The sequence below is a fragment of the Acinetobacter guillouiae CIP 63.46 genome (genome assembly GCF_000368145.1).
GTDB lineage: Bacteria > Pseudomonadota > Gammaproteobacteria > Pseudomonadales > Moraxellaceae > Acinetobacter > Acinetobacter guillouiae.
In genome coordinates, this window is the sequence record NZ_KB849283.1 from 1,318,333 (window position 1) to 1,332,622 (window position 14,290).

12 protein-coding genes are annotated in these 14,290 nt (G+C 38.0%); 2 read left to right on the forward strand and 10 right to left on the reverse strand.

Annotation, left to right across the window (positions count from 1 at the left end; genetic code table 11):
- The first annotated feature begins 38 nt into the window (after window positions 1-38).
- Window positions 39-1,097, forward strand: a complete 1,059-nt coding sequence (locus tag F981_RS11305; protein WP_004721620.1) for an AraC family transcriptional regulator — start codon at window positions 39-41, stop codon at window positions 1,095-1,097.
- A 115-nt stretch (window positions 1,098-1,212) separates the two neighbouring features.
- Here F981_RS11305 and F981_RS11310 read toward each other — a convergent pair whose 3' ends face one another.
- From F981_RS11310 to F981_RS11330, 5 genes are read right to left on the reverse strand one after another with little or no spacing between them, the layout of a single operon-like run.
- Window positions 1,213-2,160, reverse strand: a complete 948-nt coding sequence (locus tag F981_RS11310; protein ID WP_004721622.1) for a SphA family protein — start codon at window positions 2,158-2,160, stop codon at window positions 1,213-1,215.
- 49 nt (window positions 2,161-2,209) lie between these two features.
- The gene (locus tag F981_RS11315) at window positions 2,210-2,746 is read right to left on the reverse strand and encodes a flavin reductase family protein (RefSeq protein ID WP_004721623.1); all 537 of its coding nucleotides are present in this window, start codon (window positions 2,744-2,746) and stop codon (window positions 2,210-2,212) included.
- 28 nt (window positions 2,747-2,774) lie between these two features.
- A complete protein-coding gene (locus F981_RS11320) occupies window positions 2,775-4,013 on the reverse strand; it encodes a styrene monooxygenase/indole monooxygenase family protein (protein ID WP_004721626.1) in 1,239 nt (412 codons plus the stop codon).
- A 55-nt stretch (window positions 4,014-4,068) separates the two neighbouring features.
- Entirely contained in the window at window positions 4,069-4,860 is a 792-nt protein-coding gene (locus F981_RS11325; protein WP_004721628.1) for an SDR family oxidoreductase, read from the reverse strand.
- A gap of 16 nt (window positions 4,861-4,876) precedes the next feature.
- Entirely contained in the window at window positions 4,877-6,124 is a 1,248-nt protein-coding gene (locus F981_RS11330) for a dienelactone hydrolase family protein (RefSeq protein WP_004721631.1), read from the reverse strand.
- A gap of 597 nt (window positions 6,125-6,721) precedes the next feature.
- On the opposite strand from F981_RS11330, the gene F981_RS11335 reads away from it, so the two are divergent.
- The gene (locus F981_RS11335; RefSeq protein ID WP_035371563.1) at window positions 6,722-7,420 is read left to right on the forward strand and encodes a DUF1826 domain-containing protein; all 699 of its coding nucleotides are present in this window, start codon (window positions 6,722-6,724) and stop codon (window positions 7,418-7,420) included.
- Window positions 7,421-7,460: 40 nt separating this feature from the next.
- On the opposite strand, the gene F981_RS11340 is transcribed toward F981_RS11335, so the two are convergent.
- The 5 genes from F981_RS11340 to F981_RS11360 form a co-directional block, all read right to left on the reverse strand.
- Entirely contained in the window at window positions 7,461-7,871 is a 411-nt protein-coding gene (locus F981_RS11340) for a hypothetical protein (RefSeq protein WP_004721636.1), read from the reverse strand.
- A 63-nt stretch (window positions 7,872-7,934) separates the two neighbouring features.
- The gene (locus F981_RS11345; protein WP_004721639.1) at window positions 7,935-8,921 is read right to left on the reverse strand and encodes an AraC family transcriptional regulator; all 987 of its coding nucleotides are present in this window, start codon (window positions 8,919-8,921) and stop codon (window positions 7,935-7,937) included.
- Between the two features lie 620 nt (window positions 8,922-9,541).
- Complete coding sequence (locus tag F981_RS11350; RefSeq protein WP_004721640.1) at window positions 9,542-10,696, reverse strand: porin; 1,155 nt, start codon at window positions 10,694-10,696, stop codon at window positions 9,542-9,544.
- A gap of 453 nt (window positions 10,697-11,149) precedes the next feature.
- Window positions 11,150-12,421, reverse strand: a complete 1,272-nt coding sequence (locus F981_RS11355; protein WP_004721642.1) for an MBL fold metallo-hydrolase — start codon at window positions 12,419-12,421, stop codon at window positions 11,150-11,152.
- Window positions 12,422-12,891: 470 nt separating this feature from the next.
- Window positions 12,892-14,259 (reverse strand): amino acid permease, encoded by a 1,368-nt coding sequence (locus tag F981_RS11360; RefSeq protein WP_004721645.1) that lies wholly within the window; start codon window positions 14,257-14,259, stop codon window positions 12,892-12,894.
- Between the last annotated feature and the right edge of the window lie 31 nt (window positions 14,260-14,290).

Sequence of the window (14,290 nt, forward strand, 5' to 3'; positions counted from 1 at the left end):
ATTAGCTGTAATAAACAAGCCAGCCAAAAGGAATATTTATGAGTCAGGTCGATCCTACTATGGAATTCAATGGACGTCATTTACAACAATGCCCCATTTTTTCATCGCAAAACTTAGTCTTTCAGCATCAAGACTTGGGCGAAACCTGCAAAAGTGTTGGGCAAATCTTCAAACCGCATCTATTAAAAATCGTACAACAACAAAACGATTTTCACTCATCCATGCACCATCTTAAAGCAGGACGATTATCCATCAGTCGTCTTGAATACAGTGCCGATGTCTATATTGAACCTGACCATTTAGAAAAATTTTATCTGATTCAAATCCCAACACAGGGATATGCAGAAATTGAAATGAATCAACAAAAATTTATTTCTTATCCGCAAGTTGCCTCTCTAATTTCACCCGAACAATCGCTAAAAATGCGCTGGCATGCCAACTCCCCACAGCTGATTCTCAAAATTGATAAAGATGACCTTTTACAGCACTGCCGCCAGCATCTTCCAGACGCACAGCAGCACCCTCCTATTTTTGAACCCAAGCTTGATCTTTCTACCCAAGGTGGTGCTTATTTTTTCCAATTGATGCGTACATTGATGGATGCGCTTGCTTGTGAACAGCATCCTTTGCATCACCCAATGGCATTTAAGCAGTTTGAATCCAGTCTATTTAATGCCCTGATTTACGGCCAAGCCAACAGCTTATTGCATCAAATCGATCAGTACAGAGAAAAAGCCATTTCACCTTATTTTGTCAAACGTACCGAAGCCTATATGCGTGAAAATCTACACGCAAATTTAACCATTGAACAATTGGCTGAACAGGCAGGCGTAAGCGTACGTACATTATTTGCAGGATTTAAAAGCTTTTTAAACACTACTCCAATGTCATATTTAAAAGAGTTGCGTTTTGAACAAGCGCATATGGAACTCCTACAAAATGAGCATGTCTCAGTCACAGATGTCGCGTTTAAATGGGGCTTTAGTCATCTTGGACGTTTTTCTCAGGAATATAAACGTCGTTATGGTGAATTACCCTCTTGTACACGCCGTAGCACCCTTGAACAGCAAGATCTTAGGTTTAAGCCATATTCTTAAACAACCGATGAGATTTAGTTAGAGCTTTTATTCATTATAAATAATTAAAAAACCTATTTAGACGTATCTAAATAGGTCAAGTATATCTGTCAGTATGTTGCCATAGCGTTTCAAATCAGAAGTGATGAATATAGCGTAATTGCAAACGAGTTCCTTCAGGACGATTTTTTGCATCCTGTTCAAAATAGGCATTTGTCACGATATGATCATGTTTAGAAAAGCTATACATCGCCCCCGGTCCAATCGCCCACACTTGTTCACGTGTGCCTGTTAATTTTTCACCCTCTACTTCCGTGTCAGTAATTTGCTTGAGCCAGTAACCATTGATCCCTAAGCGTAATTGTGGTGTAAGCGCATAGTCGGTTGCAAAATTGGCATGGATCGCTTGCCCTGCCTGAATATCATCTGCAAGACCGAAGCTATAATTTGGATCATCATTTTTAAAATTGTACAAATAGTGCAGACGTGTAGAAACCGTCCACTTTGGATTAAACCAATAAGTTGCTGCCCAGTATGGATCAAATGAGACGGCATTATTGCCCGGATTAATATTTTTATTCTGATCATATTTCCCTGTCGGTAAATTGACCTGAAATTCAAAACGTTGTACGAATTTGGGCCCATCTTTGCCCATGACTGGGTCAAACTGGATAAATGGCCCAATCATCAGATCACCAAAACCCCCTTGGGCTTTAATCGCGGCATTATTTAAACCATCATCCATATCCATTTTACTGACAAATGGAATCAGCACATTCAATCCTAACGATGCGTGTTCACCTACACGCACATCGGACAGATAACTAACTTGTTCAACAATGACTTGATAATTTAAGTCGGTCTTGGGTAAAGCTAACCGATGAGCTTGATTGTCTTTTAACTTGTTCGAATCATAATTTTGCAGATACGTTTGAGAATACCACCCCGGCCCAGCAGGCAGTCCACCATCCAGAAAACTGGTCATGCCCAGATTCACTGTCGGCAAGTCATATGCCTGTGCTGCAACCGCTGTTAAGACCACTGTTCCAGCAAGAAAACCTCTTTTGATCACATTATTTTTCATTTTCGATCCCCGAAAAAATCACGATCAAAATTGATCGTGATTGTTGCTGTTAAATACTCAGTTCTGGATGCGCTGCAGCAATACGATACTTGCCCGCATGAAACACCAGAGGCTCACCAATACGATGTTGATAATGTTCAATCTGACCAATAAAAATCAGATGATCCCCACCTTCATATTGATTTACGTTTTTACATACCAATGTTGCCAATACATCTTCTAGTAACGGTAAACCGCGCTCACACTCACGATGTGCAATGTTGGCAAACTTATCCTCTGAACCACGGGCAAAATGCCCTGAAAGTGAGTGATGTTCTTGTGCCAGCATATGAATCGCAAAATATTCGGCCTCAGTAAAATCCAATAAACTTGGTGCAGTCTTTGACAAACTCCATAAAATCAGCGGCGGATCGAGTGATAGTGAAGAAAACGAGTTGGCTGTCATCCCAATTTTTCGACCATCTCGTCCACGGGTTGTAATCACCGTAACCCCTGTAGCAAACTGCCCTAACAGGTTGCGGATTTCTCTTGGATTTTCCGTATCAATCGGTTTTAAATCCAGTTCCTGCGATGTGTTGATATTCATACCATTCACCTTTAACTTTGCTTCCCTGTTAAGCCACTTTTTGACAGCTTTTCGATTCGATAAAACGTTGCGCCTGTTCTGGATCAAACCACCATGGAGCAAAATTGCGTGGATTATCAAAATTATTGGCAATACTCGAAGCAATGGCATGGTTCTGCTCAGCCGCCGCCAAAAGCTCAATCATGTGCGGTTGTGGTGGCAACAATAAACTGTTGGTCCAAGCCACGACTTTTTCGGCATATGCCCAATAACGTTCAAATGTCTGTTGCATCCATTCATCTGTAAATGTTTGATTGTCATGCGCTAAAATGGCATCGAAATAAATTTTGCTACACTTGGCGGCATTGTTTGAACCTTGCCCAGTGATTGGGTCGTTCACCACTAACGCATCGGCCATACCAAAAACTTTACGACCAGATGGCAGGGTTAATATCGGTTTACGCACTCCCGGTGGAAAACGTCCAGATAGATAGCCACCAGCGTCGGTTAATTCAATATTTTCACAACGTGCTGCTTCCCAAGGCACATATTTGTTTAAAATATCTTTACTCATTTGCAAATGCTGTTCTGGTGTTTTTGCATCTTGCCAGCAATCCATCGGACCACCGGGAATGCCTTCAAACACCATAATTTCACAAGCACCTGTAACTGTAAGCGCAGGAAAACAGAAATATTCACCCACTTCTGGAATCACGTTAAAAGTCACACGTGAATACGGCGACATCTGCTTCATACCTGTCACATAGGTCAAGGCAAGCGCGCGTTGTGGCTTATCAAAGCAACTACGCGCTTCATCACGCTCAAACTGTTTAACCACTTCCCCCTTACCTGCGGCCAGTAAGACCAGCTCATATTCAGCAGTGAGCTGTTCCAGTTCCTCTATCCCAACATCTTGAATAATCAACTGACCACCATGACGCTCAAACATTTCCATCCAGTACGGCATCTTGACGCGCTGATCTACCGATTGTGCATAACGCTCCAATCGCGCACTCCATGCAAAGGCAGGCTGTTTTGTTTCTGGGTTGACCAGTGTAAATCCAATCCCTTCAACCGCTGGACATTGCTCTTCCCAAAAATTAAGTCCAACATCACGCTCTGTTTGCAAGGCCGTGTGAAACATACACTGACTCGACATGACCTTACCCTGACGAATTTCATCACCAGTACGGTTGGTGACAATCGTCACCTCATAACCTGTGTCTAATAATCCTAAACCGAGCTGCAATCCAGATTGACCCGCTCCTACTATAGCGATACGACGCATCATGGTTCTCCCATATTTTTTAATTCATTGAGTGTTTTAAATGTTTGATTTGCTATCACGCTTCATCGGCTAAACGTGGAATAGCTGGTTGATTCCTTTCAGGCCCCATGACGGAGTAACCACCATCGACGGCATAATCTGCGCCTGTCACAAAACTTGCGGCTGGCGAGAGTAAAAACAGCACCACATTGGCCACCTCTTCGGGATGACCTAGACGTCCCAGTAAATGGTAGTCAGCTGCTACGGCATCAGCTTTGCTTCGGTTATTGCCACTGACTTCGGCAATCACCCGTGACCATGTCCAACCAGGTGATACTGAATTAACTCGTACCCCATCTGCTGCAAAATCCATCGCCATGGACTGGGTGAGTTGTCGCATCGCTGCTTTTGAAACGGGATAAAGCCAGCGTCCTGTTTGCGCAAATTTGGCGGAGATCGAGGTGAAATTGACAATCGCACCATGCTTGGTTTTTAAATCCTCATAAAACGCACGGGTCAGTTCGACTGCTGAAAGCAGATTAATATTCAATGCTTGTAACCAGTCTTCACGTGAGGATTTAAAGCCATCATCCAGATAGGTACAGGCCAGATTGACCAAATAATCAACTTTGCCAAAGCTGTCGTGAATTGTTTTCACTGCGTTTACAATCGCCACATCACTGCTTAAATCAGTTTGAATAAATTGCGCCTGCCCGTGCATGGCATCCGCCACTTGCTGTCCTTGTTGGTCAATATCCAGAATAATGACTTTTGCACCTGCATCGACCAATGCTTGAACTACGGCCTGACCAATCAGGGTTGCGCCGCCACTGACCACAGCGATTTTCTGATTCAATTGAATATCCATATTCCACTCCTAATAGTTAAAACGATTTGCCTTCGCTGCTTGACCAAGACGGCATGAGGGTATTGGATGGCAAATCTTCATCCAGTAGTTTTTGAGCAGTTTCTACACCAGCAACAGGTAGTCCTTTAGGATTGAGTAATCCAATTTGAACCAGAACGGATGCCTGATCCCAGTAGATATGTTCATGGCAGAGTTTTGGGCCACGGAACTGGATCACACCCAACATTGGAATTTCAACATACTTTCCTGTTGGCGCGACGCCCGGCAGTAACCAGTCAATTTCACTGTCATGGGTAAAACTCATAATGAATTCATCCACCACCTGTGTTGAGCCGACGGTGCGTGAGATCGACGTGATCTTCATATCTTTTGGATTTTGATGAACGAAGTGATATTGATAAAAGCGGGCAAGTTGGCTATATCCCACACCACCTGTCAATGTTGGAATATGATTAACATAGGGTTGCGCCACCATGGTTGCCATAGTGGCAGGTACATCGCGTGTATCAAATTCATAACGGATATGCGCTTCCCAAAGTGCAACCAAATCATAGACTGGTCCGATACTTTGATGCAGTGCGGTAATACTGCGTTCATGAGCAAAACGTGCGGAAGGTTTGTGATAATGTTCGCTGTTTGGTCGGGCAAAGGCATGATCTACACCCTCATAGACATAAGCCTGAACATTGCTATATTGGGCGGCAGCATCCAGAATCTTTTGGCGTGCCTCTGGCGGTGTAAACTTGTCTAATTCAGCAATATGTAAAACTACTCGCCCTTGGGCATTTTCAAGTTCATCGAGTGTCTTCTCGATTCCTACCCCGTAATACCCCACTGCACAGGCCACTTCAGGAATACGACAACCTGCCAGATACGCCAGTTTTCCACCCAGACAATATCCCACGACACCTAAGCCTGCAGTGGCATCGCAACTCTCCAAAGTTTTGAGAAAATTCAAGCTATCTTGAATATCTTCGACACCTTGATCTTCATCATAGTGTTGATAAAGCTCGAAGGCTTTTTGAAAATCTTGCTCGGTATAACCCAGTTCAATGCGGGGTGCAGTACGCCAGAATAAATCTGGAACCAATACGGTATAGCCTTCCTCAGCCAAAAAATCAGCCTTGATACGCATTGCTGCATTCACACCAAAAATTTCCTGACACAGTACAATTCCAGGCCCTTTTCCGCCCTCTGCAATTGCCAAATACCCAGCAAATGATTTCCCTGTTTGGGTTTTTACTTCAATATATTGACCTGACATTTCATCCACTCCAGACCTAACCGTTAGCGTTATCATGTCTGTGAAAGGTATTTAACGTCTGTCCAAAATCTGCGAGGATTATCCAATCAGTGCGGAATACTGTGAAAGATGAAAATTCAATGCATAAAAATTTTTTTAGAAATCATTAGATCTTTTTCATAAATCAAAAATGAGCATATTGAGCGAATCGTTTTGATATTGAAATTACCTTTGGGCTGAGGCGAGGATGAGAGGGCTTTTATGTTGAATTATGGTTTTAATAAGGACTTATGATAGAAGCTGATTGCCACTTTTTATAAATATCTTGTCATCTACTATTCTGAACAACATTATCTTAAACAAGATTTTGCTCACCACATCAATAAGCCATAGTTAAATAAGTAAATCTGCAATTTTGCAAAAGTTCTCAATAGAACTCATTGTTAAAGTCCATCTCTCTCAGCAATACATTGCAACAATACCCTGTTGTTCAGTAAGCTATGTTCAACGCTACATGTAATGCACGCTTCTGTGCGATTCGTCCCAACTTCTATAAAGCTGATTCTACCAAGCTGAGTGAATATATTAGACATGGTTTCTGATTTATTAAATTCTAATATGCACCTTGCATTTTCTGACAACAATCAAGTTCGTGTAGTAACGACTTTTTCTGAACTTGTAAATACGACATTTCAAGGCGAGATAAATGCTATTTGTTGGAACAGAGATTTGCTGGGTGATTTTAAAGAAATTGTGTCTAAACTTGAATTAAAAGAAAATATTATCGAAGTTTCCACTGAAGATCTTTTAGCACTACAACTTTCAGAAAAAGGTATTCTGGCAAGGGACATCATCTTAAGCGATATACAACTATTAACTGATTTCGGCGCTTCGCCTTCACTGAATTTACTTAAACATTATGAACGGGACCAAGATCTGGATTTCATTTCTACAGATGTATATTCGTATCATGTTGATCGTTCGCCCATTGAAACAGATACTTTTTTATGTACCTATCATGGCGCTGCCAGTGACATCATCTCCAATGATCAAGTGGAACAAAAAATTTTGATCCCAGAAATCAGGGAACAGCTTAAAGCATTACATGACGGTCCTGAAACGGAATTTGAAACCTTTCTACAAGAGTATTTTTTTGATCTGCATTATCAGCCGAAACCCAACTCAGAATCTGTAAATTTAGGCACAGGATATCTTTGGCGCTTAGCAGTAGATCATCCAACCCAACAGGTTTTACCTTGCGTTCATCGAGCGCCCGTTGAAAAGGATGGCGAGTATAGGTTGTTGTTGATTTGTTAGATCATGATTTAATCAATATAGAGGGCAATTTGATAAGAATTTAGAAATTCTTATGGTTAATCATTTTTAATATTTTTTTCGCTTTATGTCTTACTTTTTGACTATATCTAACTTTATTTGAAAATACTTGATTCAAATATTCAGAAAAAAAATCAAAATTTATTGGATTGGTTTCTTTAAGCCAAGTTAATGAATGATCCACCCAATATTCTGACCCAATTAAGAAACCAGCTTCAATTAACTTAATTTCAGGAAATACTAACCATTTTTGTAAGTCTCCAATCTTTTCTATAATTTTTTCTCTGCCGACCTCTAAAAAAGGTAGCAATGAAAGTATAACGCCATGATTTAAAATATTGATTTCAAAGTATTCATTTTTAATATTAATTTCCCAAGTATTTAAGTCATTATAATGTAAATAAATATCTTCAGATAAAGCGTAAACTCTCATTTTATTTCCACATCTCTCTAGCTCAAACAGCACGAGTAAATTTAATTGTCGATGGATTATGCATCATATTTTTACTCGATTCTTAGTTTCACTTGGATTCTCTCCAAATTCTTCACGATATTCATGTGAAAAACGGCCCAAGTGATTAAATCCCCAATCAAAAGCTAATTTTGAAATGGAAATATTTTTATCCATAGAGGTACTTAAGGTCTTATAGACTTGTTGTAAACGATATCTACGTAAAAAAGTCAAAGGACTTGTTCCATAGTACTGCTGAAATTCAGCATATAATTTAGACTTTGATACGCCAGCTAATCTTAGCAAATCTTCTGCACGAATCTCTTCGTGGGCATACTTCTGAATATAGTCGCACACCTTACGTAAGTATTCTGGCGCTTGTTGATCAGATAAGGATCTTAACAAGCTCGAATAATTATTTTCTTGCGAGAATAATAAAGCTTTAATCAGAAAATTTTCATAATCCTCTGACCAAAGTTGTAAGCCCTGCATACTTTTGTATTGAGATCGAAGCAACAAAAAATGATCAATATTTTGCCACCACATCCCGATACCCTGATCAATCTTCAAACTCATTTCAGGATTGAAAACCACGGGCTCTTCAACAGACCGACGTAGTAATTCGCCTAACACCTTCTGCATACTTTTTTCAGGAATAACCACTTGATATTTTTTACAATCTTTATCAATCGCTAAATCTTGTAAATCTGCATTAGATAAAATTAGGCCTTTATCAGCACTGGAAATATAATTGGTGCCATTGATTGCTAAAGTCTGCTTACCTTGAATCGGCAAGCTAATACTATATGCCCTTAAATTAGACGTGTTAATGAGTACATTTGCACCATAGCTGATCTTACCGATCGCCATACGCTTGTGGGGTAATCGAATCCCTTCATAATGAAAATCCAAGACATTTCGACCGCATGTATCTAAGTGATGCTCCCCACATATTGAGGACATTAAACTGTGTGCAAATTCTGCCTGACGGGAATAGTGATTTAGATCCATCTCTTGGCTTAGTGATAACATATTCTTTTCACCTAGCTAACGCTCAATACTTGTTAAGGGGCAAATTACGTGCCAATTCCTTTACTTAAAATATTAAGCTCTGTTTATCCATAAACAATGTAGAAAATCAATTTTGTATCTTTCTTTATAACAAATTTAATTGAGAACTTATATACTATTTGAGTATGAAATTATTACTAAAATAAGTCCCCTTGCAAAAGGTCTCCAGCGTTTAAAAATCTGACTACAACATAAAAAATATTATTTTCTTTAGCTTGTGATTAAAAATATAAGCATAGATATTAAGATATCCAAAAAACTAGAATTCCCATCATCTATATTGTTTATTTAAGCTATCTTCAACATAATGAAAAATTATGAGGCTATTGACTCTAATTCACCTTAACTTGTAGCGATACTCAATATAACCTGCAATACTTATCATTATTTATTAAAGCTTACATCTAATAATCAAAATTATTTAAAATAATTCGACCTCTATTGAATAAATCAAAAAATAAGCATGTTAAGAAAATCATACTGCTATTCAAAGTGCCTTCTCCACTTTAAAGAAGGCTAGAATGATAGGTTTAATATAGATTTATGCTTTAAAAAAACTTATGCAAGAAAACTACTGATGATTACCATTGATAACGAAGTCTAAATAAATGCAGATCAGGCGTTGCTTTACTATCACTGGTATATAATCGTTCATAGTCAAAACCAATACCATAATTAAAGCGCAATGCCATACCTACTCCCAAATCGCGTCTTGAAAAATCCTCACCTTGAGTATATTTAATATGATCACCCATAACATAAGGTTGTATCGATTGAATACCATAATTTTGCACTTTAAACTTATATCCTGCATAGTATTCAATACCATAAGCTTCAGTATCCAAATAATGTTCTACGCCATAAGGTGCTGGCTGATTGCGCGCAAGATTATTCGGCACTAGGTTTTTATACCATCCTGCTCCCACTCCCCACATCCATTGACCATCAAAATAATATAAAGCTGTAGCGATTACATGTTGAGATAGATCATGATTATCTTGTGAATCAGATAAACTGACTTGATTATGTTTATAAGAAGTTCCCCAATGTAAATTTTTGCTCAAATGAACATCGGTTGCGATCTCTTCACCTGATTTCAACTTATATTGGAAGTTGTTCAGTGAGGTTTCATCTCCAAATAAATACGCTGCATAAAAATCAACATATTGATTTTTCTTTTCATAACGTAATGTTTTACTTGAAACTAATGTACCATCATGAAATGAAAAAGGACTCCACGTAGAAACTTGACCTAGCATATCGTAATCCCAAAGATCTGTTTTTACTCCAACGACATCATGGTAAATACTATACATTTTGCCAAACTTTAATGTGCCATATTGAGAATTTTCCATACCCACATATGCTTGAATCGTTGTGAACTCTTCATCATTCTTAGCATAATGACCATCCCAATCCAAGATTTTTGGTAAATTAAAATAATTTTGATACCCTGCAATTAAATGTGTATTTTCATCCAATTTATAATCAAGATCTAAATACATACGGCTCGCAGCACTATAACCATTTCTACGATATTTTTGACTTTGATTGTTGGCATTATATTGATCAAAGTTTAAAGCTTGTAAGCGCATGCTCCCATGTGTTTTAACTGTAAAACTATCTTGATCAGAAAAAATTTGATCTTGGTGGATCAGCTCAACTTCAGCAGATACTGTTGTTGCATTTAGTATTACCCATGTGGAACACACAATTTTTAATGTTCTTTTTAACATTTCTACATCCTTGTCATTCAGATTTAAATCGTTAGACTATCCTTTCTAACCATAATGAAATTTATAACAATTAAATATTATCCGTGTATTTCAATGTAATATGAAAATTATGATTAAAATTGTTTAAACTTTTTACTTACTCAATTCAGAACATCAACAATCATAATATTAAAGATCACATTTACGGCAAAATACTCAAAGTATCAAAATTTTATAATTACTCATATTACTATAGTTTTTTAATAATTTATTCAATAATCTCTTATTAATGTTCATATTAGTTAAACCTAATATCACATTTATTAGAAATTTTAGAAAAATATATTAATACGACCTTAGGATTATCTCATCGATTTTATGTGTTATTAAAAACCAAATTTCTCTTGGTTTATTCTCTTCAAAAAAACCGAAATGGATAACCAATTCGGTTTTAGATTGCATATCGTCATAAAACTATTTTTTATGAGTATTCCCTTGATTCTGGATAAATTCAGCAATATTAATTACATCAAGATCCTCACTCGCATGGACAGGACCTTTAAACTCACGCCCTGCTGTTGTTTGTAGATATTCACTATTAATTTTTTCATTATCGGGCCAAATATGGTTCAATACCAATCCCTTAGCCCCCATTTTCGTAGCAAATGCACCCACACCTAAGGTTGCTTTACGATTACGAGGATCTGTTCCTGAAATAATCGCTGTATGACCATCTAAAATCTGTGTCGTCATGGTTTTTTCTAAAGGTGTACCTGCAAACACTGCTACGGCTGCATTTACATCCATCACTTCATTAATCAAAATATCGGTATTTTTACCCAAACGAAGTAAATTTTCATTTGGAGCAGTATCACCACTAAATGTGACCGATCCATATTTAGTATCGAAGCGATAAGACCAAGCTGGATATACCAGTGGATGCTGAGCCAATGCTGCTGTCACTTTTACATAATCATCTTGATAGACCTGTATCGGATTCATCACAGGTGACATATTGCTAGGACTGGCATTTTTAGGTGCAGGTAATGCCATAATATTTAACATCCCTTGACCATTTGTTCCTGTTAAATCTCGTGGATGATCATCTGCACGACGTACTGTGTGAATTGCATTATTCATATCATAAGCATTCGCAGCAAAATGCAGCTGCATTAATTCTTTAATGCCTGGCGTTGGGTCCTCAGCATGGATTAATTTAGTATTTGGTAAATGACCAAATCCAGCATCATCACCTAATTTACCATTCGAGTCAGCACGATCTGGTCCAACCAATGCAATTTCTTGTTTGCCATATTTCCAGTTAGGGAAGTTAACATTCACAAATGGATAGAGATCATCCACATGATCAGAGTGCAAGTGTGTAATAAAAATCCCACGCACATCGCCAAAATTCAGACCACTTTCATAAAAGCGTTGTACCAAACCTGATCCTGCATCAATAACATAGACTTGACCATCTACAACCAGTGCTGTTGATGTCGCAGCCCTTAGACTTGGGAAAGGTCCTGCTCTAGTCCCCAACATAACAAGATACATACCATCGCGTGGCGGTGGAGTCGCTCTAACTCGTTTAGCTTGACGCTGCAAATAACTCGGTGTCGCACTCTTTAAACTCTTTGATTGTGTATCAGTACGATTAAAAGCTTGTTCATCTGCTGCAAAACTCAATTGGCCAATAAAACAAGTTGAAATAGCAACACACAAATATTTTTTTAAATTTTTCATATTAATTCCCTTTATATAAAACAGTCTTTAAAAATCACAGCACATCATTTTCTGTAATTTCATCCATTACGGTATTTTCAAAGCAAAACTATTGAGTTAATAGCGTTAGTTTTCTATTAATCTCAGCCAGAAAGAGAGTCCTTCACTTAAGGTTTTACATTTTACTCATCATAATTTTAACAATCATTTTTGAACAATCTTTCTAATTTTTAGGTTAATTACAACGATATTTTGAATAAAATTTAAATAATAATGAAAAATCACTCATTATATTCTATTTTATAGATCCCATCCTATTCACTGGGTCTAGCTAACATTATGCTACTCACCTATATAAAAGCTTAATGTCATTAGACCTCAATAAATTGCTTGATGTTTAACATGCTCTCTTGCATTGTTATAAGACTATTCCTTATCACCTATTCCACGATTTAATAGACAGTGAATTGTTTTAATATTATTCCATTCGTTCAAGAAATTTTCTTTTTAAACCAATAAACTATTAATAACACCATTAAAAATGGAATACCAAACTGCAATGTTGATTTAAACTCGTCGGTAAACCAAGTTGTAATCATAATGCTAAATATACTGACGAAACCTAGTACAGAAATAAGTCGACTTGCTGGAATTTTAAATTTCAGTACCGTTTGATGGCTTGCAAGATGTTTTCGGAAAAAAATATGTGTTACAAAAATACTTCCCCAAGTAAATAATGCACCAAACATGGAAAGTGCAATCATGATAGGAAATGCTGACTCTGGATTAATGCTATAAACTACACTCGCAACTCCAATCCCTATAGCAGACAGCATTAATGCATTTATAGGCACACCATTGCTGCGGATTTTTCCAAAGATTTTTGGAGCATCTCCTGCACGTGATAAACTAAAAAGCATACGGGTTGAAATGTAGAGCATGCTGTTCATCGCTGAAAGTGCGGCCACAACAACAATAGCGTTTAAAATACTGTCCGCATATGGGATACCGACCAGTCTCATGACTGTAACAAACGGACTAGTTGCATCTTTTCCAATCAATTCAGTCCATGGTACTAGCGTCACAATTAAAAATAGTGACAGTAAATAGAATAGAATCAACCGTACAGCCGTACTCTTAAACGCATATTTTACCGCTTTTTCTGGATCAGCAGCTTCACCTGCTGCCACAGCAATCATTTCAATACTAAGATAACTAAAAATAGAAATAATGACACCAATCCAGACCCCACTAAAACCATTTGGGAAAAATCCCCCATGATCAGTTAAATGAGCCGTGATATGGCTTTGCTCAGTATTTTGCGTGAGAATTCCAATTGCGAGTAATATAAATACAATAATGGCAAAAATCTTAATGGTAGAGAACCAATATTCAACCAGTCCAAAGGCTTTAACACTATAAGCATTAACCGCGAGCAAAGTCCCTGAGAAAAACATGATCCAGAACCAAGCATGAACATCTGGAAACCACATTTTCATATAATCAGCGACAGCGGTAATTTCAGTACCAACAGCAAGAACCATACAAGCCCAATAACTATAACGCACTAAGAACCCAGCTAATGGACTAATATAGTGTTCTGCATAAGCTCCAAAAGATCCTGAGGTCGGGTGCTGAACCGTCATTTCTGCAAGACATGCCATCAGTGCAAAAGCGATTAATCCACCAATAGCGTAACTGACAATAACTGCAGGACCCGCATAACTAATCGCAAACTTACTTCCCATAAATAAGCCAGTACCAATCGCACCACCAATGGCAATCATACTCATTTGCTTTGCAGTCAATTTTTTATGTAGGCCCGATTCCCTAGTTTGAATTTCATCAAAATTATTCATAAACCCCTCCTGGGTAAATGTATTTTTGTTT

Bases quoted from the DNA above. Each gene is read 5' to 3' on its own strand.
- F981_RS11330 (WP_004721631.1), bottom strand. From the start codon at position 6,124: ATGTCAGGTCAATATATTGAAGTAAAAACCCAAACAGGGAAATCATTT.
- F981_RS11340 (WP_004721636.1), bottom strand. From the start codon at position 7,871: ATGAGAGTTTACGCTTTATCTGAAGATATTTATTTACATTATAATGAC.
- F981_RS11310 (WP_004721622.1), bottom strand. From the start codon at position 2,160: ATGAAAAATAATGTGATCAAAAGAGGTTTTCTTGCTGGAACAGTGGTC.
- F981_RS11315 (WP_004721623.1), bottom strand. From the start codon at position 2,746: ATGAATATCAACACATCGCAGGAACTGGATTTAAAACCGATTGATACG.
- F981_RS11335 (WP_035371563.1), top strand. From the start codon at position 6,722: ATGCACCTTGCATTTTCTGACAACAATCAAGTTCGTGTAGTAACGACT.
- F981_RS11320 (WP_004721626.1), bottom strand. From the start codon at position 4,013: ATGCGTCGTATCGCTATAGTAGGAGCGGGTCAATCTGGATTGCAGCTC.
- F981_RS11355 (WP_004721642.1), bottom strand. From the start codon at position 12,421: ATGAAAAATTTAAAAAAATATTTGTGTGTTGCTATTTCAACTTGTTTT.
- F981_RS11325 (WP_004721628.1), bottom strand. From the start codon at position 4,860: ATGGATATTCAATTGAATCAGAAAATCGCTGTGGTCAGTGGCGGCGCA.
- F981_RS11360 (WP_004721645.1), bottom strand. From the start codon at position 14,259: ATGAATAATTTTGATGAAATTCAAACTAGGGAATCGGGCCTACATAAA.
- F981_RS11345 (WP_004721639.1), bottom strand. From the start codon at position 8,921: ATGTTATCACTAAGCCAAGAGATGGATCTAAATCACTATTCCCGTCAG.
- F981_RS11350 (WP_004721640.1), bottom strand. From the start codon at position 10,696: ATGTTAAAAAGAACATTAAAAATTGTGTGTTCCACATGGGTAATACTA.
- F981_RS11305 (WP_004721620.1), top strand. From the start codon at position 39: ATGAGTCAGGTCGATCCTACTATGGAATTCAATGGACGTCATTTACAA.